Genomic DNA, 24,581 nt, shown 5'->3' with positions numbered 1-24,581 from the left:
TTAGAAAAGAAGGCGTAGTATGATATTTTTTATGTTAGCTATTAGTGTAGGATTAATATTTTTTGTTCATTATATAACGAAACAGATGTTTAAATACGAAGTAAATCACTCAAGTTCAAAAAAACGCTTTTTAATAAATCTTTTGCAATTTGTTAGATTTGCACCATTAATTGTATTACTTGTAATATACATACTGGTTTTAACAACTTTGCATACGAAAACAGGTATTCGACTATCTCATGCATGGTATGCTGCGCAATTTTGGGCTTATTATACGTTTTTGTATTGTATTTATATGATAACTAGGAAAAAATTGCTTCTGTTTTCCATGGTTATAGCCTTAATAATGGCCATTTATTACACTCCGTTGTTCCACTTTGAAAACCAATTTATAGGATTGTATGTAATTGTCGCTGATGTTTGCGGAATTTTAATGTTTATAAATTTATGGATGTCGATATCGAAAGTTTTAGTCGGAATGAAAAATAGGTAATACTTTTGGTTCCTGTAATTGACGTAACAGAAATACTAGATGTAGTACAAAAATTATAAAAAAGGCGGTGGAAATGAATCCACCGCTTTTTTATATGCTAGTTTTTCACGCTTTCATTTGTTGATTTTCTTCAAATGATTGAAAATCACGCCAAATCTCATTCATCTTCCGTCTACCAATATCAACCATCGGATTAAATTGAATCGCAGCATGACGACGAACGGAGTGAACATTTTGAATCGCTTGTTGCAAGTGTTGTTCAACCGAATTGGATGTTTGAATTGCTTGCTTCACGATTGAAAATCCAGCGACAGTTCCTTGCGCCATTGCGATTTTACCGCTTTCAATGCCCGTAATATTTCCAGCTACAAATAAACCTGGAAGAGAGGTTTCCATTTCTTCTGAATGAAGTGGGACATGCCCGCCAAGTTCAGGAATGTAATGGAATGGGCATCCCGCTACAGCAGCAAGCTCAGCAAGAGGGTATAAACCTCCGGCAATGCAAACAAAATCTGCCTCATATATCTTTTCTGATCCATTAATAACATTTCCATTAGAATCAATGTTAGCAACACGAACACCTTCAACTTGATTTGTACCGATAATTTCAAGTGCAGCTTTCCGGAGATGAAGTGGCGTCCCGTTTATTTTCATTCCGCTATTTGGATAGAAGGTTAATCCAGCTTTTCGAATCCAATCATATTTCATAAAACGGCTACCTAAACGCAGAAAAGCAGAAGGAGCGAGGTGAGCTGCATTTAAAAGAGAGTTCAAAACTTCTTCTGGTTCACCAGCCTTTTGGCTTAACTCACTTTTTTCAGGGAGTACAATATGATCCACTGTAATTCCAGCTAATTGCAGTTCATTTAAAATGGCGAAAGACAAAATATTAGCGCCAATAATGATTCCTTTTTTCCCAACTTGAACCCGGTGAACATTTGTCATAACTTGAGCTGCTCCAATTGACATAACTCCTGGAAGTGTCCAGCCAGGAAGGGGAATAGAATACTCAGCAGCCCCAGTAGCAATTAGTACGAACGGTGCTTCTAACGTACCGATATTTGTATGCACGAACCAAGAACTTTCATCTTTATCTAAATTATAGACGGAAACACCGCACCGAATATCGACTGAAAGGGATTTTGCTTCTTCGTGAAGGCGTTTGGATTCTTCTATTCCGTTCCACCATTCCCCAGTAGGCTCTTGATGCAACTGTCCTAACAATCTCCCGCCGGGCTTCATAAATTCATCAATAACAAGTACGTTAAGTCCAAAACGTGCACAAGAGATGGAAGCTGATAATCCTGCTGGTCCTGCACCAATAATAATTACATCGATCATCGCTTTTTCACCATCTCTCTCACGATATTTGGATGCTGTTTGCCGCTTTCAACAACCATATTGTTTTCCACTACAGTTAAGCAAGCTCGTACGTTCGTTTGATTGTTTACAGTCACGCGGCATTCAGAACAATGCCCGATATTACAATAAATACCTCGCGGCGTCCCGCTATCTTCATGCACTCTTAACGTTCTTATTCCGTTTGCAAGTAGAGCGGCCGCTATCGTTTCATGTTCATATGCTTGATATTGTTGACCATTAAATTGAAAATTGATACGCTGACTACTATTTAAACTACCTAAAATAGGGTGATTTATAATTCTATTCATTTATTTTCACCTACCGCCCCAAAAGTAACTGCACGCACTGGTGGCTGATATTTTAATGGAATCTCGTCAGGAGATGTACCAGGGTTAGCGTTTTCGATCATTCGATCTAGTGTTGTTCTACATGTACGTCCCCCGCAAAAACCCATACCAGCACGCGTTCTTAGTTTTAACTCACGAGCTGAGCAATTATATTCAGCAATTGTCGATTGAAGTTGTCCGTATGTAACTTCTTCACAACGACAAACAATTAAATTCTCTTTATTCGTCATATGTATTCCTCCTCTAGTTCGGTTTACACAAATTATTATGCAATAACTATGCCAACATAGAGGAGGAGAAGGGGTTATTGTAACCCAAGCCTTTTTAAGCGGTTATATAAAGTGGCCCTCGTTACCCCGAGTTGTTTCGCACATTCTAATTTATTACCATCTAAAATGCGTAAAGCTCTTTCAATTACCTTTTTCTCGTGCTCATCCATTTCTTCTTGTAAAGAAAGAATCATATTATTATTGCTGAGTAATAGGGAATGAGATGTTTTGTTCTCTAAAGTATCATTTGTATGAAACGGTAAATATTCTTGTTTTATAATGCCGTCTGTCGCAAATACGACGAGTCTTTCAACTACGTTGCGGAGCTCGCGAATATTACCAGGCCAATTGTAATGAAGCAGTTCATGCATAATGCTTGAAGGTAAGTCGCGAATAGGCCTGTTATAGTTTATTGAAAAATCATTTAAGAAGGAATAGGTTAATTCGATAATATCCTCGCGTCTTTCGCGTAGTGGCGGAATATGCAAGCTTACTACGTTTAAGCGATAGTATAAATCTTCCCGGAAAGTTCCTTTTCTCATTTCTTCTTGTAAATCACGATTTGTAGCAGCGATAATGCGGAAATCAATATTTATTTCTTTTTCTCCACCAACTCGGTAATACTTTCGTTCTTGCAGTACACGCAAAAGTTTCACTTGCATATCAAGCGGCATTTCTCCAATCTCATCAAGGAATAAAGTACCGCCTTGCGCGAGCTCTATTTTTCCTTTCTTACCTTTACTATTTGCACCAGAAAACGCCCCGCGCTCGTAACCAAATAATTCACTTTCAAATAACGCTTCAGGAATTGCACCGCAGTTAATTGAAATAAACGGGGCATTTGCTGTTTCACTTGCTTCATGAATTGCTTTCGCAAACACTTCTTTTCCAACTCCGCTTTCGCCGAGTATTAAAACCGTGGATTTCACTGAACAAACCTTTCTAGCTAATTGAATCGTTCGTTGTATAACAGGGCTTTTTCCATTCATCGCAAGGAAAGGATCGGATGTATCTTTATATTTTGCTACTTCTTGTTCTAATCGGTGCATTTCATGCGACATATTAAATAGTTTTTCATTCAAAGCGACTTGATTTGTAACATCAGTTTCAGAAACGACTGCTCCTATAATTTCATTGTTACAATAAACTGGATTTGAATTAATTAATACGAACAAATCCGGACGAGGCTGATGGAACTGGGCGATTATGCTTTTTCCGTCATGTAATGATTGTAAAATTTCTAAATCTTTATAATCAAAAAAACGTGTAATCGGTTGTCCAATAATTTCGTTATGTTTGACTGAAAAGATTTTTTCAGCGCCATCTGTCCACGTACGAACGCATTCTTTCTCATCAATGACGGTAACAGAAGAATCAGTCGTTTGAATGACAGTGTTATAAAAAGCTAGCAGATCATTGTAAGACTTATAAAGAAATGGAATCATTTGTTGAGCAGTTACACAGCATATAGGATCTAGATTTTCGTTCACAATTACAACTGCCGAATTGTTAGAAAAAGCTTCGATTAACGTAGTGAAAGAGTCCTCTTCATAAATAACTGCGCAACTCCATTCTTCAGTAGATGAATGGATGTAATAAAATTTTTCACCTACCTGTTTCATGTGCTTAAACACACTTGTACGATCAATTGATAAAATTTTTATAAACTCTTTTATTGTTGGAAATGAAAATGTCATAGTGTCCTCCTGGTATGTATAAAAATTTAGACAGTGATAAAGAAATAATACACCTATTTACGATAAATTTAAAATATTTTTACAAATAAAAATTATTTCATATAAATAGTTCTGTATGTAGAGTTGGCACACCAATTGCATAAATAAAAAGTGAGAGATTTAGGAGAAAGGAGGAGTGCTATATATGAGGCACTGTGACGTTTTAATAATAGGCGGTGGAATTATAGGATGTTCTATCGCTTATTACACTTCAAAATACGGAAGAGACGTAACGATCATTGAAAAAGGAGAATTTGTCAGTGGAACGTCTTCACGGTGTGACGGGAATATTTTAGCAATTGATAAAGACCCAGGGTTTGATAGCCAAATGTCGTTAGTAAGTCAAAAATTAGTAACAGAACTAAGTGAAGAGTTGGAGCACTCATTTGAATATAGGGCGCCAGGAAGCATTCTCGTTTGTGAATCAGACGAAGAAATGGAGGCAGCACAGCAATGGGTAAATCGTCAAAAAGAAGCTGGATTACCGTTTCGAATGCTTGATAGGCAAGATATAAAAGAAGAATCACCATTTTTTGCAGATGATTTATTGGGTGGTTTAGAATGTGCAACGGATTCAACTGTAAATCCATATCTTCTTGCTTTTTCACTTCTTGCAGAATCGAAGAAATTTGGTACAAAAGCTTTTAATCATACAGAAGTGAAAGAAATAAAAAGAGATATAGACGGTTCCTTTATTGTAGAAACGACAAATGGAACGTTTACTGCGAAACAAGTTGTGAACGCAGCCGGTGTGTGGGCTCCTAAAATCGGACAGATGTTAGATGTGAATATCCCAATTGAACCGAGAAAGGGACATATTATTGTAGCTTCAAGGCAACAACACGTAGGTTGCCGTAAAGTAATGGAATTTGGTTATTTAATTTCTAAATTTGGCGGAAAACGAAAAGTGGATGCTTTAACTGAAAAATACGGGGTGGCACTTGTATTTGAACCGACAGAAAGCCAAAATTTTTTAATTGGTAGTAGTAGAGAGTTTGTAGGCTTTCATACGAGGATTAACAATGAGGTTATTAAATGTATTGCGAACAGAGCGATTCGTTTTTATCCGAAAATGGCAGATATGATGGTGATTCGCTCATATGCTGGATTACGCCCGTGGACAGAAGATCATTTGCCAATCATTTCACGAGTGGAACATATTCCGAATTATTTTATTGCAGCAGGACATGAAGGTGATGGAATTAGTCTTGCAGCAGTAACCGGGAAAGTAATTGAAGAGTTATTAAATGACAAAGAAACAATCATTCCTATTGAACAACTTCGTTTGAGTCGTTTTACAGAAAGGGTGTTAAACGGATGAGGTCACAAAGAGTCTTTACGACGATTGATACACATACGGGCGGGAATCCAACGAGGACATTAATTAGCGGACTTCCTAAGTTAATTGGAGAGACGATGGCAGAGAAGATGTTACATATGAAAAAGGAGTATGACTGGATTCGGAAATTGTTAATGAATGAGCCACGTGGTCATGATGTAATGTCAGGAGCGCTATTAACAGATCCGTGTCATCCTGAAGCTGATATAGGTGTTATATACATAGAGACGGGTGGATACTTGCCGATGTGTGGCCACGATACAATTGGTGTATGTACAGCTTTAGTTGAATCAGGTTTAATTCCGGTAGTTGAACCGGTCACTTCTTTAAAGTTAGACACGCCAGCTGGCTTAGTTGAAGTAGATATTTCTGTTCAAGATGGGAAAGCGAAAGAAGTCTCCTTCTGTAACATACCAGCTTTTTTACTGAAAAATATTTCTGTACACGTCGAAGAAGTTGGAACTGTAGAGGCTGATATTGCGTATGGAGGGAATTTTTATGCCATTATCGATGCGAAGTTAGTAGGTCTAGAGTTAGTACCAGAAAACGCATCTACAATCATTGATAAGGCGATTCATATTAGAAATACAATTAATGAGAAGTTTGAAATCATTCATCCGCAGTATTCGTTTATAAGAGGATTAACACATGTTGAATTTTATACAGATCCTACTCATGAAAGTGCGCATGTGAAAAATACAGTTGTTGTTCCGCCGGGAGGAATTGATCGATCTCCATGTGGTACAGGAACATCAGCGAAGTTAGCTGTATTATACGCTCATAAAAAAATCGACATTGATGAAGAATTCGTTCATGAGAGTATTGTAGGTTCTCTATTTAAAGGGTGTGTCATGAATACAACATATGTCGAAAATATTGAAGCTGTAGTAACGAAAATTACGGGATCCGCTTGGCTTATGGGTATGCATAGATTTTTTTACAATGAAAAGGATCCACTTAAAGAAGGCTTTTTGCTAATTCCGCCGATGGAACATGAAACGGAGGATGTAAAATGAACATTCAAAAAATGTATACAGCAGTAGACGTACACGTAAATGGCGAGGCATTTCGTGTAATGAAAGACGTACCATGCAAATACTACTACAGTTTGGAGCAATTAAACGAACAATTTTCAGGTGAATTAGCAGAAGAAATGAAGCTTTTATTAAATGAACCACGTGGTTTTATCGGTTTAAATGGATGTATTGTCGTTCCTTCTATTCATAAGGAAGTGGATGCAGCTGTATTGTTTTTTAATCATGAAGGATCTATTCCTCTTCATTACGGAGGTATTGTCGCAGTAATAACGATGTTACTAGAAAGCGGGTATTTAAAAAAGAGAGAGTCTAATCAATACGAAATCGAAACGCTATCTGGAATATTTTCAGTCGATGCATATGTAGAGAATGATGAAGTTGTATCTGTTTCGTTTGAAAGCAAACTATGTTATATGATTGAGAAAAATTTAAAGGTTGGTAATATAAGTTACTCTCTCATACAGGCAGATAAAGTATATGCAGTTGTAGAAAAGGATACGTATTCGCCAGAAATCAGTATTGAAAACATCTCTAAATTAAAAAAATGGGGTGAAGCTACACTTCAATCTATACAAAAACAGTCATTAATAAAAAGACTTATTTTAGTAGATTCTATGCAAAAAGAAAAGAACCATATAAAGTCGATTACATTTCATGAAGATAACTTTATAGTACGTTCGCCGGGTTTTGTTTCTACTATTGTGTCTTATGTTCATACATTATTTAAAAATGATTATATAGCGGATAAACCTTTTAGAAATGAAAGTATTTTTAATAGCTTTATAACAGTAGAAAAAGTGAAGAAAGAAGAACTCGGATACATTTTTCGATTTGAAAGTAGAGGGTTTATTACAGGTATGCAAACATTTATATTAGATCCTACTGATCCGTTTCCAACAGGTTTCTTATTAAAATAATATGTTAAAGGGAGAGATAAAGATGCAAAAAATTAAAGGGGCATTTCCAGTATTAATAACACCGATGGATGAATTTCAAGAGATTGATTGGAAAGGCGTAAAACAAAACGTAAACTACTTTATTGAGCAAAAGGTAGCTGGGATTATTATTAATGGAAGTACGGGAGAGTTTGTTAGTTTATCAAAAGAAGAACGATTTAACATGGTAGAAACAGTATTAAAAGAAGTTGATGGCCGTATTCCAGTTATTGTTGGAACTGCTGCGGAGACGACGAAAGAAACGATTGAATATACGAAACATGCAGAAGCGCACGGAGCAGATTGTGCATTAATTATAAACTCGTATTATTGTAAACCGAAAGAAGAGGAAATCTATTTTCATTTTAAAGAAATCTCAAACGCTGTGAATATACCAATTATGCTATATAATAACCCATTTACTTCTGGTGTTGATATGAGTACAGAGCTAATGCTCCGTATTGGAAAAGAATGTGAAAATGTTACACATATTAAAGAATCTAGTGGAGATATTCGAAAAGCGAGAGATTTAGTAAGACAAGGCGAAGGTGCTTTTCAAGTCTTCTGTGGGTCTGAAGATTTAGTTATGGAATCTTATTTAGTTGGTGCCTCGGGATGGGTTTCGGTCGCAGGAAATATCGTTCCAGGTCTCGTTACGAAAATGTATGAGCATTTTCAAAATGGTGAATTAGAAAAAGCGTGGGAAATGAACGATGCTATTTTACCACTTTGCGAGTTTCTTGAAGGATCAGGGAAATATGTACAAATCGTTAAACGTTCAATGGAACTACACGGACAAGTCGGGGGACCTTCTCGTTATCCGAGATTAGGATTAACTGAAGAGGAAGATCAAAAGCTTCAAACGATTTTATCAAAAATTGCAGCTCATGCAGCTGTTTAAACAAGGAGGAGAGCATATATGTTAACGACAAACATTGAGTTGAAACCAAAAGTGAAAGCGTTTTTAAATGAAGAAATTAAAATGTTTATTAATGGCGAATTTGTTCCTTCTATTAGTGGAAAGACATTTGAAACATACAATCCAGCGACAGAAGATGTGCTAGCCGTCGTATGTGAAGCACAAGAAGAAGATATTGATATCGCAGTAAAAGCGGCGAGATTTGCTTTTGAATCAGGCCCGTGGGCAGAGATGACTACTGCTGAAAGAGCACATCTTATTTATAAATTAGCAGATTTAATTGAAGAGCATAGAGAAGAATTAGCACAGCTAGAAGCTTTAGACAATGGAAAACCATATCAAGTAGCACTTGATGATGATATTTCAGCAACTGTAGAAAATTATCGTTATTACGCGGGATGGGCTACAAAAATTATCGGGCAAACAATTCCGATTTCAAAAGATTATTTAAATTACACACGCCATGAACCGGTTGGTGTTGTAGGTCAAATTATTCCATGGAATTTTCCGCTCGTTATGTCTTCTTGGAAAATGGGAGCCGCTCTTGCGACAGGTTGTACGATTGTATTAAAACCAGCAGAGCAAACACCTTTAACTTTACTATATACAGCGAAGCTTTTTAAAGAAGCTGGTTTTCCAAACGGTGTTGTAAACTTTGTACCAGGTTTCGGCCAAGAAGCAGGAGCTGCAATTGTAAACCATCATGATATTGATAAAGTAGCTTTCACAGGTTCAACAGTTACAGGGAAATATATTATGCGTCAATCTGCAGAAACAATTAAACATGTAACACTAGAACTTGGTGGTAAGTCACCAAACATCATTTTAGAAGATGCTGACTTAGAAGAAGCGATTAACGGTGCGTTCCAAGGAATTATGTATAATCATGGTCAAAATTGTAGCGCAGGATCTCGAGTTTTCGTTCATCGAAAGCACTATGAAACAGTCGTAAATGAACTTGTAAAAATGGCAAATGAAGTGAAGCTTGGGGCAGGTATGGAGGCGGAAACTGAAATGGGACCGCTCGTATCTAAAAAACAACAAGAGCGTGTGCTAAATTACATTGAACAAGGAAAAGCTGAAGGTGCTACTGTTGCAGCTGGCGGTGAACGTGCATTTGAAAAAGGTTATTTTGTACAGCCAACCGTATTCACAAATGTTACTGATGATATGACAATTGTTAAGGAAGAAATCTTTGGACCAGTTGTTGTTGTACTTCCATTTGATTCGACAGAAGAAGTAATTGAAAGAGCGAATCGCTCTTCATATGGGCTTGCTGCGGGTGTATGGACACAAAATATTAAAACAGGGCATCAAGTTGCCAATAAATTAAAGGCAGGAACAGTGTGGATTAATGATTATAACTTAGAAAATGCTGCTGCACCATTTGGTGGATATAAGCAATCTGGTGTTGGACGGGAATTAGGTTCATACGCCCTTGATAACTATACAGAAGTGAAAAGTGTTTGGGTAAATATTAAGTGATACTCTATTCAATCGGGAGTCTTTTCATCCCTGCTGAATAGTAGTTGAACCGATCAGGCATTTACGGGTAGGTGATTTTCCACCTTACTTCCTTTGTGTTCAACGCATGAGGTGGGAATCATACTACCCACAAATAGCGGGATAAAAGAATGATGAAATATAGTAAGAGATGCGGACAACTGGTAGGTAGGATAAAGGTTGTCCTTTTTCTTATATATAAAATTGCTTTTTCAAAAGAATTATAAGGGGGATTTGGATGGAGAAATTAGTAGAATGGTTAGTAGGCAAGTATGGAGTATTGGTTTAGTTGTTTTTGCATTAGGAGCAGGAGTGTATTTTACAATTGCAACTCGTTTTTTACAAATTCGTTATTTTAAAGAGATGATTAAACTATTATTTGAAGGAAAGAGCTCAGAGACTGGGATATCATCCTTTCAAGCATTTTGTTTGGCGTTATCAGGTAGGGTTGGAATAGGGAATATCGCAGGGGTCGCGACAGCTATCGCTTTTGGCGGACCTGGAGCTGTATTTTGGATGTGGATGATGGCTCTATTAGGAGCGGCTAGTGCATTTGTTGAATCAACATTAGCACAAGTATATAAAAGTAAAGTAGGAAATGAATACCGCGGTGGTACACCATATTTCATTGAAAAAGGTTTGAAAATGAAATGGTTTGCGGTCGTTGTAGCGGTGGTTGTAACACTTTCATATGGCGTTTTATTACCAGGGATTCAATCAAGTAGTATCGCGGTTGGATTTGAAAACTCTTCTGGCATTAGTAAATATATAACTGGTATATTTTTAGTTGTATTATTGGCAGCGATTATTTTTGGTGGAGTAAAGAGAATTGCAGGCGTTTCACAAATGTTAGTTCCATTTATGGCAATTGGGTATGTAATTGTTACATGTATCGTATTAATTGCGAATGTAACGGAAATTCCAAGTATGTTTGCTTTGATTTTCTCAAGTGCATTTGGTGTAAATGAAATGTTTGGAGGAATCGTTGGGGCAGCTATTGCATGGGGAGTAAAGCGTGCAGTATTTTCAAACGTTGCGGGTGTAGGAGAAGCAACATATAGTTCTGCAGCTGCTGAAGTATCGCATCCCGCAAAACAAGGGTTAGTTCAAGCTTTTTCTGTATATATCGATACAATTGTAGTATGTACAGCAACAGCTCTCATGATTTTAATAACAGGTATGTATAATGTTATACCTGAAGGGAAAAGCGCAATTGTACGGAATATAGGAAATGTGGAAGCAGGTCCAATTTATACACAACAAGCAGTTGAAACTGTTATGACTGGATTTGGTCCAATATTCATTTCAATCGCAATCTTCTTCTTCGCATTTACAACTTTACTCGCTTACTACTATATCGCTGAAACGACGCTTACTTATTTAGATGGTGGGCTCAAATATAGCTGGTTAAAACCAGTATTAAAAATTGGATTTTTAATTATGGTATACATCGGTAGTGTAGAATCAGCTTCGTTTTTATGGAACCTCGGAGATTTAGGAATTGGTAGTATGGCATGGTTAAACCTTATAGCAATCCTATTGTTAAGCAAAACTGCATTAAAAGTGTTAAAAGATTATGAAACGCAGAAAAAAGAAGGAAAAGATCCTGTTTTTGATCCTAAAAAAGTAGGAATTGAAGGTTTAACGATTTGGGAAGAGCGGAGTAAAGAGGTTGAAAGGAAAAATTCTAAAGAAAAAGTATCGGCGGATGATAGTGTTAAATTTTAAACATGCAAATTTCTAGTATTAAAAAACTGAAAATTCAATCTTTTTTAGGGTTATATATTGTCCTTGTTTGTTCTTAAACAAAAGGCGGATCTTAGTAAAGTGATTTTAGAAGCTTGTTGTGTTTTAGCTGCAATTTCAGGAGAACTGAAATGTGCTAAGCGATGATTTTAGTGCAAGAGTGTATGGTGGAATTGAAAAATCAAATTCATTAAACATGAGAAAGCTCTCCTTAAAATAAGCTTGTAAGGAGAGCTTTTTATTTTAGCCTAATTTTTTTGAAAGAGTTTCAGTTGTTTCATATAATCGATAGCTTTTGTTTTATTACTTTGTGCAGAAACATATTGTGCCTCATTTATATCTCTATAATAATTATTAAATATTTCTTCAGAAAGAATTCCGTCAGAGAGAGCTTTTTGAACTGCACAGTGTGGTTCATTAGTATGCGAACAGTTAGAAAATTTACATCTCCTAGAGATAAGAACTATATCTTCATATCCAATATTTAAGTTACCTTCATGATTTATTAAGTCAAATCCTATTTTACTAATAAGTAATCCCTCCACTTTTAAATGAGTTTTTTAGAATCATACATACAAATTGTATCGTTTTTAAGTTGCGTTTGTTTTAATATTCTGTATTCTTATAAATTGATTTCTCTACATCAGGGAGAAGGGTGTATATGCTCTTCCCAATTAAAGATTCTAATTCATTCTTAATTGTATAGAATCCTTTCCAATGTAAAGAGGTATGAGAGGTTGTGCCATGACGTAAACCAACAGAAACCAATCTTCTTTCAAGCGTAGTAAAACCATCCGCATCAGCGAGAGCGTCGCAAAGAGTAATTACTTTATTGTATAAGTCATAGTCACTATTTTCATTCAATATTTCAATTAACCGGCTTTCCATATAATCGGGAACAAGGCTCCACTCTGCTGCGATATCTATATGCTCATTTTTGCAAGGAAATGAATGCGTCACACATATAACGGCGTTTCCTGTATACCCTAAATCATTCATATACAGGTAACCATCATAGGAATGAATAACAGATTTAGTAAAACCTTTATATCTTCCTATATCATGCAGGAGAGCGGCATTGTATGCTATGTCAACATCTAAGTCATACCCATTTTTTATAAGTTCTACAATTATTTTTTCAGTTGCATTGGCAACATTAATTGAATGTTCGAACCAAGGACCTGGGTTTTGTTTATATGCCCAATCCAGTAATTCTCTTGCGTATTTCCTTTCTAATATATATTTCATATAGTGATCCTTTCTCTAAAAAATCGTATCTTAATTAATTTCATCTTAATATTTAATTATTCCTGCTATAAAAATTGTTAAAATAAAAACAAAAGGGGGAAAAGTAATGCAAAATTTAGTAATTGAAGAAATTAAGCAACTAGAAAATGATATTGAAGAGCTTTCTAAACTTTTGAAAACTGTAGTAGATGATGGGGCGTCAATTGGTTTTTTACCTCCACTGGAACAAAAAGAAGCAACAAATTATTGGCAAACTGTATTAGCACCAGAAGTGATATTGTATGTTGCTAAAATAAACAATGAAATGGCAGGAAGTGTTCAATTACATTTAGTTACAAAGCCTAACGGGACCCATAGAGCCGAAATTTGTAAGTTAATGACTCATCCAAACTTTAGACGTAATGGCATTGGACGTTCACTTATGCAAAAAGCAGAAGAAAGAGCAAAGCAAGAAAATAGGTCTCTTTTAGTTTTAGATACTAGAGAAGGAGACCCTTCTAATAGATTGTATAAGTCATTAGATTATCAAGAATCCGGCAGAATACCGGGGTATGCAATTTCTCCGAATGGTGAGTTAGATGCAACGGTTATTTATTATAAAATGATTTAGTTTTTTATTTAAAAAGGGAGATAATTTCAAACGACATATTTGTTATTATGTCTGTGTATTGATTTGTAAAAAAGATTGATAATTTAAAATAAAGTTTGATAAAACCCTGTACAATAGTGTTTTTCTTTTGACCCTTTAACTTCATCTAGAATGTTCAATTAAAGAGCCAGTTTGTAGAAGGTTTTAACAGGTTTTTTAGAGTTAATACTTAAATAGGGATTTTGAAGTCTTTTGGTGAATATTAAATGTTAATCTAAAAGATGGAGGTTGCTGTGATGTTGAAACTGTTTCAATATAATTGGCAAGTTCGTGATGATTGGTTTACATTGTGCGAAGACATGCCGGATGAAGAACTATTAAAGAAACGGGTCGGTGGGTTCGGCAGTATCCTACATACCTTATTTCACATTGTAGATGTGGAATATATGTGGATCTTAGGTTTGCGAGGTGAACCAGTGCTTGAGGAGCCGTTGTTTGAAGAGTATGCCAGCTTGCAAAAAGTGAAAAATCTTTCAGCTCAATACCATGAGAAAGTGAAGCAATTTGTGACATCTTGGACAAATGAAATGGATTCTCGGAAACTTTCAGAAACTGATTTCAATGAAGAACCGATTAGCTCTAGAGACGCACCAATTAGGCGCCGAGTCATTGAATGTACACACGGAGAGATAATACGTCATGTCATTGTCCACGAAATCCACCATATCGGCCAGTTATCTATATGGGCACGTGAAATAGGAAAGGAGCCTGTTTCCGCAAATCTGAGAGGAAGAGGGCTATTCGATAATTAGACTGCCTTTGCCAATTTCGCAGTTAATAACGTAGTGCAAGTTCCATCTTTATTTTAACGAAAAGATAACCTTTGACCATCTAAAATATTTTAGATGGTCTTTTTTTGTGAAAACGATGAAAAATATAGAAGAAACTGCAATTATTTATAAAAAAATACGCTTTAAATATTGTCATATTTGCTTCTTTAAGATATCCTTTTCATGAAGAGGTGGAAAACATGGAAAAAGTACTAGTTTTCGGGCATAAAAACCCAGATACAGATGCAATTTGTTCTGCGATTGCTTATGCAGAATTGAAAAAAGAATTAGGAATGAATGCTGAGCCTGTACGTTTAGGCGAAATCAGCGGTGAAACTCAATTTGCGTTAGACTCTTTTAAAGTAGAAGGACCGCGTTTTGTTGAGACAGTAGCAAACGAAGTGGACAACGTTATTTTAGTTGACCATAACGAACGCCAACAAAGTGCTAACGATATCGAATCTGTTCGTGTGTTAGAAGTTATTGACCATCACCGTATCGCTAACTTTGAGACAAGCGATCCTATATACTACCGTTGTGAGCCAGTTGGTTGTACAGCTACAATCTTAAACAAAATGTACAAAGAAAATGGTGTTGCAATTCGTAAAGAAGTTGCAGGTTTAATGTTATCTGCAATTATTTCAGATTCTTTACTATTCAAATCTCCAACTTGCACAGAACAAGACGTAGCAGCAGCTCGTGAATTAGCGGAAATCGCTGGTGTAGATGCAGATAGCTACGGCTTAGAAATGTTAAAAGCTGGTGCTGACTTAAGCGGAAAAACAATGGAGCAATTAATCTCCCTTGACGCTAAAGAATTCCAAATGGGTAACGCGAAAGTTGAAATCGCACAAGTAAACGCTGTTGATACAAACGACGTTCTTGTACACCAAGCAGAACTTGAAAAAGTTATTTCTGCAGTAGTAGAAGAAAAAGGTTTAGACCTATTCTTATTCGTTGTAACTGACATCTTAACTAACGATTCTGTTGGCCTTGCGATCGGTAAAGCAACAGACGTTGTTGAGAAAGCATACAACGTAACATTACAAAATAACACAGCTACTTTAAAAGGTGTTGTATCTCGTAAAAAACAAATCGTTCCTGTATTAACAGAAACATTCCAAGCTTAATATTATTGAGTATGGATAAACAGAAAGGACAAGTAGCCGGAGTGGCTGCTTGTCCTTTTTTATTATAAAATTACAGATGGGAAATAAAAAAGGATAGCAATAGCTATCCTACTTATCGTTTATTCATAAGATCGTTTCTTATTTATATAAAATGTAATAATAGCAGCAATAATGAAAATAGGTATTGCGTACGCTTGCCCAACAAAGAATTTCCAACCTACAGTATTATAGCCGTCAGATGCTGGAATGATAATCGCGATGATACAAACAATAATATAAGCTAATAATGCTGGGAGTATATTTTTCATAGTTGTTCACCTCCTTTTTATAATACATTTATATATTGTACTATTGAATAGCGATTGGGAGATTAAGTGTACTTGATTTTACGAAATCTTTACAAATTCACTAAAGGATGAGGTGTATGCATGCTGTATGAAAGTGACTTTAGTACGGTGTGTTTATGTAATAATACATATGCTTAATAGACTGTTCTAAAAGGAATTAAACCAAATATAGAAGATAATGTAATTTTATCTTTCAAGATTAGTATATAGTATTCTGTAAAAAAATGTACTGAAAAATTGATATTTCATAAGAAATATAGAAGCGGGGTAAGAAATAACGATGAAAAGGTTATGCATAATTCCATGCGGAAAGAAGAAAATTTGGGATAAGTACCCAGAGTATGGAGAGGCAGAGGCAAAAGATGTATATATTAGTCCATTCGGAAAAGCATGTCAGGCGTATGCAACTGAGTTTTTCGAGAACTGGGTTATATTATCAGCAAAGCATGGATTTTTAAGACCAAATGATATTGTAAAGGAAAACTATGATCTTGCATTTGATTCAAAGAGTAATGAGATTATTAGTATAGAACAATTACAAAAACAGATGATTGAAAAAGACTTACTTCAGTTTGATGAAATTGTCTTACTTGCAGGCAAGAAGCATAAAAAAGTAGTGACGAAGTTATATCCAGAAGAAATCATTACATATCCGTTAGAAGGATGTAGAGGGATTGGGTATATGTTGCAGAAGTTGAAGGGTGCTGTGGAAGCGCAGCAGGATATAACGGAGAGTTAAAAAGTAAAGTAGGATTCCTATACGCTCTAACGGGAGAAACTGTTGGGGATGGATACTAGACAAGGTGGTAAATGGTGGTATGAATATATCAAAGTTAGATAATAGTTGAAGCCGTCCTTAATCGGACGGCTTCAACTATTATCTAAATGCTTCCTCTGCTCTCTCTATTGAGTTTGTATTCGATAACCATAACAAACAGCCTTTATCTTGCTAACTCTCATAAGAAATTACACTCTTGCTCTGTCTGTATTTAACTTAGAATACAAGATTCTTTCATTTTTATTCCCGGTTATATTTGGAAAACTGTATGTTTTTTATCTCAAATCAATTATATCTATAAATTTAAGGAAGATTCTGTTATAAGATGCATCAGTGCAAGTTATTAAATTCTTTATCGGATTTATGTCAGTTACAGTCATATATCTATTAAGTAAATGACCATCTCTATAATAAGTAATCAACATCTTCTCTTCAGAAAGAAATGAACATAATAACTTGTTTTCAATAATTTCTTGTTCGTCTTGGGTTAATGTAGGGCGCTCCACTTTTGTTTGTTTTTTAACAATCTTACCAATACCGTTGAATTTCTTCGGTACCGAAGCGAATGGAGTCCGCTTAACCATACCTATTCTTTTTGGCATACTTGTATAGTTCATGTTGTATATCTCCCTAATGGCTATTAATAACTGTATCATTATATCAATTTTTGGAGATGTTAGGATTAATTATGTAATTATAAAATAAACATTTAGAGGTTTTCGGCTCCTTATAAAATCAAACTAATTCAACTAAACATGATTTATATATAATAGGAGAAATTACTGTGGAGTCCCTTTTCCAAATTAAAATTATGAGATAAAAAGAAAAAATGTAAACACAGAAATTTTAGATTAGTATAGTAATCTTTATATAAAATAAAATGGAAATAATTATGTCAAATAGCAAATTATTATTTGAATAGCGGTCACATTTTGGTCGCAAATCCTATAAATTTATCCGCTTAGTTAAACCGAACCCATCCATAAACCGTGTAATATAGCCATTTCTCATTACATATCTAGAGGGATTGGGTATATGTTGCAGAGGTTGAAGGGGGCTGTGGAAGGGCAGCAGGAAATATAGGCATGAATTAGTATTTGATTCAAATTACATCACATTTATACATTTTAATTAGACTAGTAAACAAGCCATTTTATCCTTTTAAACATAGAATATGAGGAATTCTATTATGTATTAGGGGGAATCATATTCATGTGTAATAATTGTGGTTGTAGACGTAGAGATTGTAATAGATTTTGGGATGATTTAATGTTTGGTAGATGTAGACGCAGAGATTTTGATGATTGTGGTTGCAATCGTAAACGTGACTGTGATTGTGATGATTGCCGTCGCAATCGTAAACGTGACAACGATGATGACAAATGCCGTAAGTGGTAATTTTCTTTGAAAGAGTACTTTGAAGTAAAGTACTCTTTTTTTGTATGAACCTTTTAAATTCCATTTTGAACGGATTTTTTTTCTATTTCCCATGAATCTTGCTTTTTAATTTTTAAAGATACATGGGTACCGTTAGCTTCTTTATAAAAGATATATCCGTGATTCGATTTTACGTAAGTTGAAGGTTCACCTATGCAATCTTGAGAACAAGATGTGTTAATAATTTCGATTAATGATAATTCACTCGGATCGGTTTTACTTGCATCTATTACGATATCAAGGCTCGTTTTACGATAACCTTGTAAGTTTACATGAAAAGTGTTTTCAATTTCTCCTGTAATGCTAGTATTCATTACTTCAACTGAATTTTTCTTTTCTTGAAGAAATCCGTTTTCATAAAGTAATTTTGTATATCCAAGCCATGCGATTAAAAATAGTATAAAAAATACACCAACTGTTCTAAGTTTTCGAAGCCGTTTACTTACGATTGATTCTGAATATTTCATTCAGCCTAATCCTCCAATGTTTTTATTTTAAAGTATGCTTGGGTACATATATTTAGAAGGAGATGAAAGTTAGCGAGTTACTGATTCAAAAAAAGAAAGCATCTGAAGTTAGGTGCTTTCTTTTTGAATACTGTCCACTATCTGTTAGTTACTTGTTTCATAAGAGGTCTTATTTCTTTAACAGGTGGTTTTTTATCATAGGCATCAACGTAAGAAAAGTAATAATTTAAGTTTCTAAGAAGTCCCTTTCCTATTTTAGCGCTTAAGAAGGGGAATACTTGTCCAGTATAATCATCGAGAGATTTACAGTAGTATTTTTCATCTAAATATATACTGTATTTACATGTTAGTTCTACTAATGAGTTACCTTCATCATCAAATACTTCCTTAGAATCAATAATGTCTATTAATGCGAATTTTTCATTCAGATAAACTTTCTTCTTTTTCTCGTGTTTATTTGTGAGAATAAATACGAGACCAATGGCGTTAATCAAACTATTTCCTCCTATAAAAAACGGATATTAATAAAATATATCGATATACGTTAAATGTAAAGAGGAGTGGTGAAATATCATTGATAGAAAACTAAATAAGCCGATTTGTTTTTTCAAATCGGCTTATTATTATTGAAATACTTGCGGAAATTGTTTTACGATTGCGTCTGTTATCATGTCGGCCATTTCTAATGCTTCTTTTTCAATTTTATCGTATAGTTTTACACTGGCATCATAATCTTTATTTAGGAAGGCCAGTGCTTCCGCTTTCGTTAACGCTAAATGCTCATAAAACATTTTTCTAAATTCTTCTTTTTCTATATATGGGTTGATACTGGTTAGAAATTCAACAATTTCATCACCATTAGAGTACCACTTCTTTTCTATAGCGGCTGCTGCGTTTTGATCGCCAGCTTTTGCAGCTTTAACAAGATCAGCAGCAATTACTAAGTGGTCTTTAATTAATGCACTATATTTTTTTACTGCATTTTCTCCGTAGAATGGTTCAAGTGAAAGCCCCATATGTGTTGCATTTTGTAGAAGACGTCCAACAGTAACGTTTACGTCTGGCAAGTTAAAGATGATGCCTATAATGGCTAATCGCGTCCAAGTGACGTGTTGTTCCCATAAAGAACGCATATATCCTTTTAAAAAGTTTTCGTTTTTACTAACTCGGTAATTTCGTACAAATGAATCGAAGTTTCCATTAGTGATATGATAAGGGGAGTAATACGATTGCCAATAAGTATACATAAATAGTTACACTCCTTTGAACATGTATATCTCACAATATGATAAACGTTATTTTTAAGTTACGTGTCCAAGAGTTTTTTTGAGAGTTGGAAAAGGAGAAAGTTGAAGGGGAATGAAAAACACACTTATGATATATACGAATCAAAAGAATTTTAAAATAATAGAGGTCCTGCAAGGGAAATTGCAGGACCTCAAAAGGGTATTGCCGAGATGTCGGACTCGACTACGTAATATTAGCATAAAATTCTTTCGAAATAACCTGGTAAATGCGTCCAAATGAAAAGGATAATTTTTAATAAAGTTAAAGGGATCTGCTTCCCGCGGCAGACCCCTTTAACTAGATAATGTTGATGAGCAAAGACTCATCTAGAGTATCTTCATAATAACAAATGAAATTCACTTTGTGTATTGAGAAAAAATGAATTGCTTGTATGAATGTAGCGGATTTATATTTTGCTTTTTGGAATTATAATCATTTGTGGAGAGTGGAATAGGGTTCTAAAATGGAGAAAAGACTTTTCAGCCAGGATATCATACATTGCAATATGTAAGGATAAAAAAGACCTGCTAATTTTAAGCAGGTCAACATAAGGGGTTTATCTAACAGATTATTATATATGGTAACAACTGTATTGTAGTAAGTCTATAAGTTATATGTTGAGAAAATTTGTTTGAATAATATATATTTGGCACATGTATTAACGTTTAAAAAGTTGAGAAAGGAAATTCATAAGCTTGCTATAAGAAAATAAGGGCTGATACTTATAAAATGATTCATATTTCCACGCATCATTATTAGAAAATTGGAGTTTTTCATTTGACTCTTTAGGCTTGATGGAACTATTGTAACTACGTTTCATAATTTAACCTCCTCAAATTCACATGTATACGATTAGTAGTATTCTAGTAAGGCGAATAAAATGAATATTTATATTGAAATTCTTTCTTCTTGTATACTAGATTTGTGTTTTATATGTTGTAAAACGTAGAAAGCAACTAAAACACCGATACTAATTAATATCCAAAATGAAGAGAAACTTAGAATAATGAAAAAGGATGGCGAGAATCAGTTTGATGATAGATTATATATAACTCTTTCATTCAGCACTTTCATGACGCATAAGTGATGATATAATAGAAATAGATGAAAGATATAGAAAAGCAGGTGACTCTTTTTTGTTTACAAAAGCACAAGAACTTTTAGCGTCTTATTTCGGTTATTCGTCATTCCGAAGAGGACAAGATGAAACAATTAAAAATGTATTAGATGGGAAAGATACAGTTTGTATTATGCCTACGGGCGGTGGTAAGTCAATTTGTTATCAAATTCCCGCATTAGTATTCGAAGGAACGACATTAGTTATCTCACCTTTGATTTCACTTATGAAAGATCAAGTAGATACATTAATACAAAACGGTATTTCCGCTACATATATTAATAGTTCTATTTCTATTACAGAAGCGAATCAACGAATTCAATTGGCGAAACAAGGGCATTACAAGTTGCTTTACGTGGCGCCTGAGCGTCTTGATTCTATGGAGTTTGTTGATCAACTTATCGATATGAAAATCCCGATGATAGCGATTGATGAGGCGCACTGTATTTCGCAGTGGGGTCATGATTTCCGCCCGAGTTATTTACATATACATCGCATATTAGATTATCTTCCAGAAAAACCACTCGTTTTAGCATTAACAGCAACAGCGACACCACAAGTGCGTGATGATATTTGTAACACGCTTGAAATTAATCAAGAAAATACAATTATGACAACGTTCGAGCGCGAGAACTTATCGTTTTCAGTAATTAAAGGACAGGATCGTAATGCGTATTTAGCAGATTATATTCGTCAAAATCAGAAGGAATCTGGGATTATTTATGCAGCTACAAGAAAAGTAGTCGATCAGTTATATGAAGATTTAGGGAAAGCAGGAGTTTCGGTATCGAAATATCATGCTGGTATGAGCGATCACGACCGAAATGAACAGCAAGAACTCTTTTTACGAGATGAAATCAGCGTTATGGTAGCGACATCAGCGTTTGGAATGGGGATTGATAAATCGAATATTCGTTACGTTATTCATTATCAACTGCCAAAAAATATGGAAAGTTACTATCAAGAAGCAGGACGTGCTGGTCGTGACGGATTAGATAGTGAATGTATTTTGTTATATTCTTCTCAAGATGTGCAAGTACAACGCTTTTTAATCGATCAATCAACTGGAGAATCACGTTTTTCAAACGAACTTGAAAAACTCCAAAATATGACCGATTACTGTCATACAGAACAATGTTTACAATCATTTATTTTGCAATACTTCGGAGAAGAGCCGAAGGAAGATTGTGGCCGCTGTGGTAATTGTACGGACGACCGTGAAAGTATCGATGTGACGAGAGAATCACAAATGGTACTATCTTGTATGATTCGAACGAACCAACGATTCGGAAAACAAATGATTGCACAAGTATTAACTGGATCTAAAAATAAGAAAGTCATTGAATTTAATTTTCATACTTTGCCAACATACGGTCTTTTGTCAAACCGTAGTGTGAAAGAAGTCAGTGAGTTTATTGAGTTTTTAATTTCAGATGAGTTAATTGCAGTTGAACATGGTACGTATCCGACATTAAAAGTAACGGAAAAAGGAAAAGAAGTATTACTTGGTAAAGAGAATGTTTTACGCAAAGAACGAGTAGAAACGAGACAAATTGTTCAAGACCATCCTTTATTTGAAGTGCTTCGTGAAGTGCGTAAAGAAATTGCGCAAGGAGAAGGGGTACCGCCGTTCGTTATTTTCTCTGACCAAACGTTAAAAGATATGTGTGCGAAAATGCCAAAAAGTGACTCCGAACTCCTAACTGTAAAAGGAATCGGAGAACACAAACTTGTGAAGTACGGGTCTCACTTCTTACAAGCAGTTCAGCACTTTATTGAAGATAACCCAAACTATGCGGAAACAATTAAGACTGAAGTTGTTTCAGAGAGTAAAAAATCAGGAAAAGCGTCAGCGAATTCTCATATAGAAACATATGAAATGTATAAACAAGGCATTGATTTAAATGAGATTGCGAAAGATAGAGGTCTATCAAGACAAACGATTGAAAACCACTTAATCCGTTGCCATGAAGATGGTATGGAAGTAGAATGGCAAAGCTTTGTTCCAACAGAGTATGAAGCTCTTATTGAAACTGCCGTACAAAATGCAGAAGGTGGTTTGAAATCTATTAAAGAACAGCTTCCAGGTGAAGTGAGTTACTTTATGATTCGTGCATATTTACAAATTAGAAAGTAACGAGCAATAAAAAGGGGATAGGGACATATGCATCATGTTTTCGTGTATGGCACGTTAAGAAAAGAGCAAACGAATGCTCATTATATGCAAGGTGCAACATGCATCGCAGACGGAGCATGGACGTATGGCAAATTATTTGATACAAACGAAGGGTATCCTGCAATGATTTGTTCAAACGAGGAAAAAGTATATGGGGAAGTTTATGAAGTAAATAGTGATGTTTTGCAAAAATTAGATGAACTTGAAGAATATACAGGTAATGCTGAGAGTGATTTATATGACCGGATAACGCAAACAGTATATTTTGCTGATAAAGAAATACATGCATATGTGTATGTTGCTCAAGATAGAGAAATGTTAAAGAAAGTTATCATTTCTGGTGATTGGGTGGAGTATCAAAAAGAAAAATAAAAGCAGCTATAGAATGATGTGAAAGCAGATAGTGGAATAATCCATTATCTGCTTTTTGAATTTATACTTTTTAAATTCTTATTATTTTGATAAATTTTAAATATAGGGAAATACTAAAGGGGATTTTTCATGGGTATCAGAAATTTAGTTGCTCACCTGTAGTAGAAAAATCTATTGCAGGAGGAGAATAATAATGAACGAATTAAATGTGAAGGAATTTTACAAAAAACAATTTGAACTGTTGAATTATGATATAAATACGGAAAACTGGCTAGAGCAGGTTGCTAAAGAAGTTCAAGAACAAGTTGGCCATCCATTTCAAACGATGTTAGAACTTGGTGCAGGAAATGGTGGATTTGCAAGAGCGATGTCTAAGTTGAATGTAAAAATGACTACAGTTGAACTTGTAACAGAATTAGTTGAATTTGCAAGGGATCATTCAAGTAAGGATATTACGATTCACCATGGTGATTTCTATCAAGTTGACATTTCGGAAGAATTTGATGTAGTAAGTTATTTAGATGGATTTGGTGTAGGAACAGATGATGAGCAATTGTTTCTACTAAAAAGGATTAAAGATTGGATGAAGGATGTGCACTTATTGATATTTATCAACCATTGTATTGGAAAAAGATAAGTGGCCAAGAAATGTCATTAAGTTCAGCTATGCGAAAATATGAATATGATAGTATAAATGAAAGAATGTTAGATCATTGGTGGAATCCTAATTATCCAAATGATATTGTGACACAGTCTTTACGTTGCTATACAATAGAAGAGATTAGCCATCTATGTGATGAAGCAGGTTTAAGTATAGTAGGATTCTTCCCAGGCGGAGCATTTGATTTTGAACAATCGCGATATAAAGAGCAAGCTTCACTATATGATTGCTTATCTTATCGTAAAAAAGAAATAAAGAAAAGGTAGGGCTTATCCCTCATACACATTAAGATAAGTTTATGTATATGAGGGGAATTTTAAATTTGTAGAATCTAATAAATAAATGCAACGAAAATAGTTGATATACATTGTTGGTTAAACGAATCAGATCTTTTTAACTAATCACTCCAAATTATTAGGCAGCATATATCGTTGTGATTATTTGAAAACTAATACT

Annotated in this window: 25 protein-coding genes and 2 pseudogenes; 15 read left to right on the top strand and 12 right to left on the bottom strand. The window is 34.9% G+C overall.

Annotated elements, in window-relative coordinates:
* Positions 1-19 precede the first annotated feature (19 nt).
* Positions 20-493, top strand: a complete 474-nt coding sequence (locus JTF23_RS28020) for a hypothetical protein (protein ID WP_252188049.1) — start codon at positions 20-22, stop codon at positions 491-493.
* Between the two features lie 105 nt (positions 494-598).
* On the opposite strand, the gene JTF23_RS25060 is transcribed toward JTF23_RS28020, so the two are convergent.
* The 4 genes from JTF23_RS25060 to JTF23_RS25045 form a co-directional block, all read right to left on the bottom strand.
* The gene (locus tag JTF23_RS25060) at positions 599-1,834 is read right to left on the bottom strand and encodes an NAD(P)/FAD-dependent oxidoreductase (RefSeq protein WP_204210036.1); all 1,236 of its coding nucleotides are present in this window, start codon (positions 1,832-1,834) and stop codon (positions 599-601) included.
* Positions 1,831-2,163, bottom strand: a complete 333-nt coding sequence (locus JTF23_RS25055) for a (2Fe-2S)-binding protein (RefSeq protein ID WP_204210035.1) — start codon at positions 2,161-2,163, stop codon at positions 1,831-1,833. Before JTF23_RS25055 ends, JTF23_RS25060 begins: the two co-directional genes overlap by 4 nt.
* Complete coding sequence (locus JTF23_RS25050; protein WP_002065856.1) at positions 2,160-2,432, bottom strand: (2Fe-2S)-binding protein; 273 nt, start codon at positions 2,430-2,432, stop codon at positions 2,160-2,162. The genes JTF23_RS25055 and JTF23_RS25050 overlap by 4 nt, the downstream gene beginning before the upstream one ends.
* A 74-nt stretch (positions 2,433-2,506) precedes the next feature.
* On the bottom strand, positions 2,507-4,168 hold the full coding sequence (locus JTF23_RS25045) for a sigma-54 interaction domain-containing protein (RefSeq protein WP_204210034.1): 1,662 nt from the start codon (positions 4,166-4,168) through the stop codon (positions 2,507-2,509).
* A gap of 184 nt (positions 4,169-4,352) precedes the next feature.
* On the opposite strand from JTF23_RS25045, the gene JTF23_RS25040 reads away from it, so the two are divergent.
* The 6 genes and pseudogenes from JTF23_RS25040 to JTF23_RS25015 all read left to right on the top strand — a co-directional run bounded on the left by JTF23_RS25040 (position 4,353) and on the right by JTF23_RS25015 (position 11,668).
* Entirely contained in the window at positions 4,353-5,528 is a 1,176-nt protein-coding gene (locus JTF23_RS25040; RefSeq protein ID WP_204210033.1) for an NAD(P)/FAD-dependent oxidoreductase, read from the top strand.
* On the top strand, positions 5,525-6,562 hold the full coding sequence (locus tag JTF23_RS25035; RefSeq protein ID WP_204210032.1) for a proline racemase family protein: 1,038 nt from the start codon (positions 5,525-5,527) through the stop codon (positions 6,560-6,562). Before JTF23_RS25040 ends, JTF23_RS25035 begins: the two co-directional genes overlap by 4 nt.
* Positions 6,559-7,500: a proline racemase family protein gene (locus JTF23_RS25030; protein WP_204210031.1), complete on the top strand. Its 942-nt coding sequence runs from the start codon at positions 6,559-6,561 to the stop codon at positions 7,498-7,500. Before JTF23_RS25035 ends, JTF23_RS25030 begins: the two co-directional genes overlap by 4 nt.
* Positions 7,501-7,522: 22 nt before the next feature.
* Positions 7,523-8,419: a 4-hydroxy-tetrahydrodipicolinate synthase gene (gene dapA / locus JTF23_RS25025; RefSeq protein WP_098498402.1), complete on the top strand. Its 897-nt coding sequence runs from the start codon at positions 7,523-7,525 to the stop codon at positions 8,417-8,419.
* An 18-nt stretch (positions 8,420-8,437) separates the two neighbouring features.
* Positions 8,438-9,922 carry an aldehyde dehydrogenase family protein gene (locus JTF23_RS25020; RefSeq protein WP_204210030.1) on the top strand — a complete coding sequence of 495 codons (1,485 nt, stop codon included), beginning with the start codon at positions 8,438-8,440 and terminating at the stop codon, positions 9,920-9,922.
* A 256-nt stretch (positions 9,923-10,178) separates the two neighbouring features.
* Positions 10,179-11,668 (top strand): annotated as a pseudogene (locus JTF23_RS25015) (alanine/glycine:cation symporter family protein).
* Between the two features lie 266 nt (positions 11,669-11,934).
* Here the strand turns inward: JTF23_RS25015 and JTF23_RS25010 are convergent.
* Positions 11,935-12,231 (bottom strand): hypothetical protein, encoded by a 297-nt coding sequence (locus JTF23_RS25010; RefSeq protein WP_204210029.1) that lies wholly within the window; start codon positions 12,229-12,231, stop codon positions 11,935-11,937.
* A gap of 61 nt (positions 12,232-12,292) precedes the next feature.
* Positions 12,293-12,934: an HD domain-containing protein gene (locus JTF23_RS25005; protein WP_204210028.1), complete on the bottom strand. Its 642-nt coding sequence runs from the start codon at positions 12,932-12,934 to the stop codon at positions 12,293-12,295.
* A 106-nt stretch (positions 12,935-13,040) separates the two neighbouring features.
* Between JTF23_RS25005 and JTF23_RS25000 the strand changes: the two genes are divergently transcribed.
* From JTF23_RS25000 to ppaC, 3 genes are all read left to right on the top strand, one after another.
* On the top strand, positions 13,041-13,544 hold the full coding sequence (locus JTF23_RS25000; protein ID WP_204210027.1) for a GNAT family N-acetyltransferase: 504 nt from the start codon (positions 13,041-13,043) through the stop codon (positions 13,542-13,544).
* A gap of 275 nt (positions 13,545-13,819) precedes the next feature.
* The gene (locus tag JTF23_RS24995; protein WP_204210026.1) at positions 13,820-14,335 is read left to right on the top strand and encodes a DinB family protein; all 516 of its coding nucleotides are present in this window, start codon (positions 13,820-13,822) and stop codon (positions 14,333-14,335) included.
* Positions 14,336-14,553: 218 nt separating this feature from the next.
* A complete protein-coding gene (gene ppaC / locus JTF23_RS24990; protein ID WP_002110312.1) occupies positions 14,554-15,483 on the top strand; it encodes a manganese-dependent inorganic pyrophosphatase in 930 nt (309 codons plus the stop codon).
* A 119-nt stretch (positions 15,484-15,602) separates the two neighbouring features.
* On the opposite strand, the gene JTF23_RS24985 is transcribed toward ppaC, so the two are convergent.
* On the bottom strand, positions 15,603-15,791 hold the full coding sequence (locus JTF23_RS24985) for a DUF4017 family protein (protein ID WP_000789863.1): 189 nt from the start codon (positions 15,789-15,791) through the stop codon (positions 15,603-15,605).
* Positions 15,792-16,110: 319 nt separating this feature from the next.
* Here JTF23_RS24985 and JTF23_RS24980 point away from each other — a divergent pair, with 319 nt between their 5' ends.
* A complete protein-coding gene (locus JTF23_RS24980; RefSeq protein WP_204210025.1) occupies positions 16,111-16,569 on the top strand; it encodes a DUF6884 domain-containing protein in 459 nt (152 codons plus the stop codon).
* A 314-nt stretch (positions 16,570-16,883) separates the two neighbouring features.
* Here JTF23_RS24980 and JTF23_RS24975 read toward each other — a convergent pair whose 3' ends face one another.
* Positions 16,884-17,225: a YolD-like family protein gene (locus tag JTF23_RS24975; protein WP_002110308.1), complete on the bottom strand. Its 342-nt coding sequence runs from the start codon at positions 17,223-17,225 to the stop codon at positions 16,884-16,886.
* 595 nt (positions 17,226-17,820) lie between these two features.
* Between JTF23_RS24975 and JTF23_RS28015 the strand changes: the two genes are divergently transcribed.
* The gene (locus JTF23_RS28015; RefSeq protein WP_246908014.1) at positions 17,821-18,006 is read left to right on the top strand and encodes a hypothetical protein; all 186 of its coding nucleotides are present in this window, start codon (positions 17,821-17,823) and stop codon (positions 18,004-18,006) included.
* Positions 18,007-18,059: 53 nt separating this feature from the next.
* Here the strand turns inward: JTF23_RS28015 and JTF23_RS24970 are convergent, their stop codons facing one another.
* The 4 genes from JTF23_RS24970 to JTF23_RS24955 form a co-directional block, all read right to left on the bottom strand.
* Complete coding sequence (locus JTF23_RS24970; RefSeq protein ID WP_204210024.1) at positions 18,060-18,512, bottom strand: hypothetical protein; 453 nt, start codon at positions 18,510-18,512, stop codon at positions 18,060-18,062.
* Between the two features lie 137 nt (positions 18,513-18,649).
* Complete coding sequence (locus JTF23_RS24965) at positions 18,650-19,006, bottom strand: hypothetical protein (protein WP_000606233.1); 357 nt, start codon at positions 19,004-19,006, stop codon at positions 18,650-18,652.
* Between the two features lie 129 nt (positions 19,007-19,135).
* Positions 19,136-19,759 carry an acetylglutamate kinase gene (locus JTF23_RS24960; protein WP_204210023.1) on the bottom strand — a complete coding sequence of 208 codons (624 nt, stop codon included), beginning with the start codon at positions 19,757-19,759 and terminating at the stop codon, positions 19,136-19,138.
* Positions 19,760-20,457: 698 nt separating this feature from the next.
* The gene (locus JTF23_RS24955) at positions 20,458-20,619 is read right to left on the bottom strand and encodes a hypothetical protein (RefSeq protein WP_087947399.1); all 162 of its coding nucleotides are present in this window, start codon (positions 20,617-20,619) and stop codon (positions 20,458-20,460) included.
* Positions 20,620-20,935: 316 nt separating this feature from the next.
* Here JTF23_RS24955 and recQ point away from each other — a divergent pair, with 316 nt between their 5' ends.
* From recQ to JTF23_RS24940, 3 genes and pseudogenes are all read left to right on the top strand, one after another.
* Positions 20,936-23,053, top strand: a complete 2,118-nt coding sequence (gene recQ / locus JTF23_RS24950; RefSeq protein WP_204210022.1) for a DNA helicase RecQ — start codon at positions 20,936-20,938, stop codon at positions 23,051-23,053.
* A gap of 27 nt (positions 23,054-23,080) precedes the next feature.
* Positions 23,081-23,464, top strand: a complete 384-nt coding sequence (locus tag JTF23_RS24945) for a gamma-glutamylcyclotransferase family protein (protein WP_204210021.1) — start codon at positions 23,081-23,083, stop codon at positions 23,462-23,464.
* 193 nt (positions 23,465-23,657) lie between these two features.
* A pseudogene (locus tag JTF23_RS24940) lies at positions 23,658-24,391 on the top strand (class I SAM-dependent methyltransferase).
* The last annotated feature ends 190 nt before the right edge of the window (positions 24,392-24,581 follow it).

The sequence above is a fragment of the Bacillus sp. RIT 809 genome (genome assembly GCF_016892495.1).
GTDB lineage: Bacteria > Bacillota > Bacilli > Bacillales > Bacillaceae_G > Bacillus_A > Bacillus_A cereus_U.
This window is presented reverse-complemented; position numbering and strand designations above follow the sequence as displayed.

Excerpts from the sequence above, each read along its gene's own strand:
- JTF23_RS28020 (WP_252188049.1), top strand. The coding sequence starts at position 20 with ATGATATTTTTTATGTTAGCTATTAGTGTAGGATTAATATTTTTTGTT.
- JTF23_RS25060 (WP_204210036.1), bottom strand. The coding sequence starts at position 1,834 with ATGATCGATGTAATTATTATTGGTGCAGGACCAGCAGGATTATCAGCT.
- JTF23_RS25055 (WP_204210035.1), bottom strand. The coding sequence starts at position 2,163 with ATGAATAGAATTATAAATCACCCTATTTTAGGTAGTTTAAATAGTAGT.
- JTF23_RS25050 (WP_002065856.1), bottom strand. The coding sequence starts at position 2,432 with ATGACGAATAAAGAGAATTTAATTGTTTGTCGTTGTGAAGAAGTTACA.
- JTF23_RS25045 (WP_204210034.1), bottom strand. The coding sequence starts at position 4,168 with ATGACATTTTCATTTCCAACAATAAAAGAGTTTATAAAAATTTTATCA.
- JTF23_RS25040 (WP_204210033.1), top strand. The coding sequence starts at position 4,353 with ATGAGGCACTGTGACGTTTTAATAATAGGCGGTGGAATTATAGGATGT.
- JTF23_RS25035 (WP_204210032.1), top strand. The coding sequence starts at position 5,525 with ATGAGGTCACAAAGAGTCTTTACGACGATTGATACACATACGGGCGGG.
- JTF23_RS25030 (WP_204210031.1), top strand. The coding sequence starts at position 6,559 with ATGAACATTCAAAAAATGTATACAGCAGTAGACGTACACGTAAATGGC.
- dapA (WP_098498402.1), top strand. The coding sequence starts at position 7,523 with ATGCAAAAAATTAAAGGGGCATTTCCAGTATTAATAACACCGATGGAT.
- JTF23_RS25020 (WP_204210030.1), top strand. The coding sequence starts at position 8,438 with ATGTTAACGACAAACATTGAGTTGAAACCAAAAGTGAAAGCGTTTTTA.
- JTF23_RS25005 (WP_204210028.1), bottom strand. The coding sequence starts at position 12,934 with ATGAAATATATATTAGAAAGGAAATACGCAAGAGAATTACTGGATTGG.
- JTF23_RS25000 (WP_204210027.1), top strand. The coding sequence starts at position 13,041 with ATGCAAAATTTAGTAATTGAAGAAATTAAGCAACTAGAAAATGATATT.
- JTF23_RS24995 (WP_204210026.1), top strand. The coding sequence starts at position 13,820 with ATGTTGAAACTGTTTCAATATAATTGGCAAGTTCGTGATGATTGGTTT.
- ppaC (WP_002110312.1), top strand. The coding sequence starts at position 14,554 with ATGGAAAAAGTACTAGTTTTCGGGCATAAAAACCCAGATACAGATGCA.
- JTF23_RS24985 (WP_000789863.1), bottom strand. The coding sequence starts at position 15,791 with ATGAAAAATATACTCCCAGCATTATTAGCTTATATTATTGTTTGTATC.
- JTF23_RS24980 (WP_204210025.1), top strand. The coding sequence starts at position 16,111 with ATGAAAAGGTTATGCATAATTCCATGCGGAAAGAAGAAAATTTGGGAT.
- JTF23_RS24975 (WP_002110308.1), bottom strand. The coding sequence starts at position 17,225 with ATGAACTATACAAGTATGCCAAAAAGAATAGGTATGGTTAAGCGGACT.
- JTF23_RS28015 (WP_246908014.1), top strand. The coding sequence starts at position 17,821 with ATGTGTAATAATTGTGGTTGTAGACGTAGAGATTGTAATAGATTTTGG.
- JTF23_RS24970 (WP_204210024.1), bottom strand. The coding sequence starts at position 18,512 with ATGAAATATTCAGAATCAATCGTAAGTAAACGGCTTCGAAAACTTAGA.
- JTF23_RS24960 (WP_204210023.1), bottom strand. The coding sequence starts at position 19,759 with ATGTATACTTATTGGCAATCGTATTACTCCCCTTATCATATCACTAAT.
- JTF23_RS24955 (WP_087947399.1), bottom strand. The coding sequence starts at position 20,619 with ATGAAACGTAGTTACAATAGTTCCATCAAGCCTAAAGAGTCAAATGAA.
- JTF23_RS24945 (WP_204210021.1), top strand. The coding sequence starts at position 23,081 with ATGCATCATGTTTTCGTGTATGGCACGTTAAGAAAAGAGCAAACGAAT.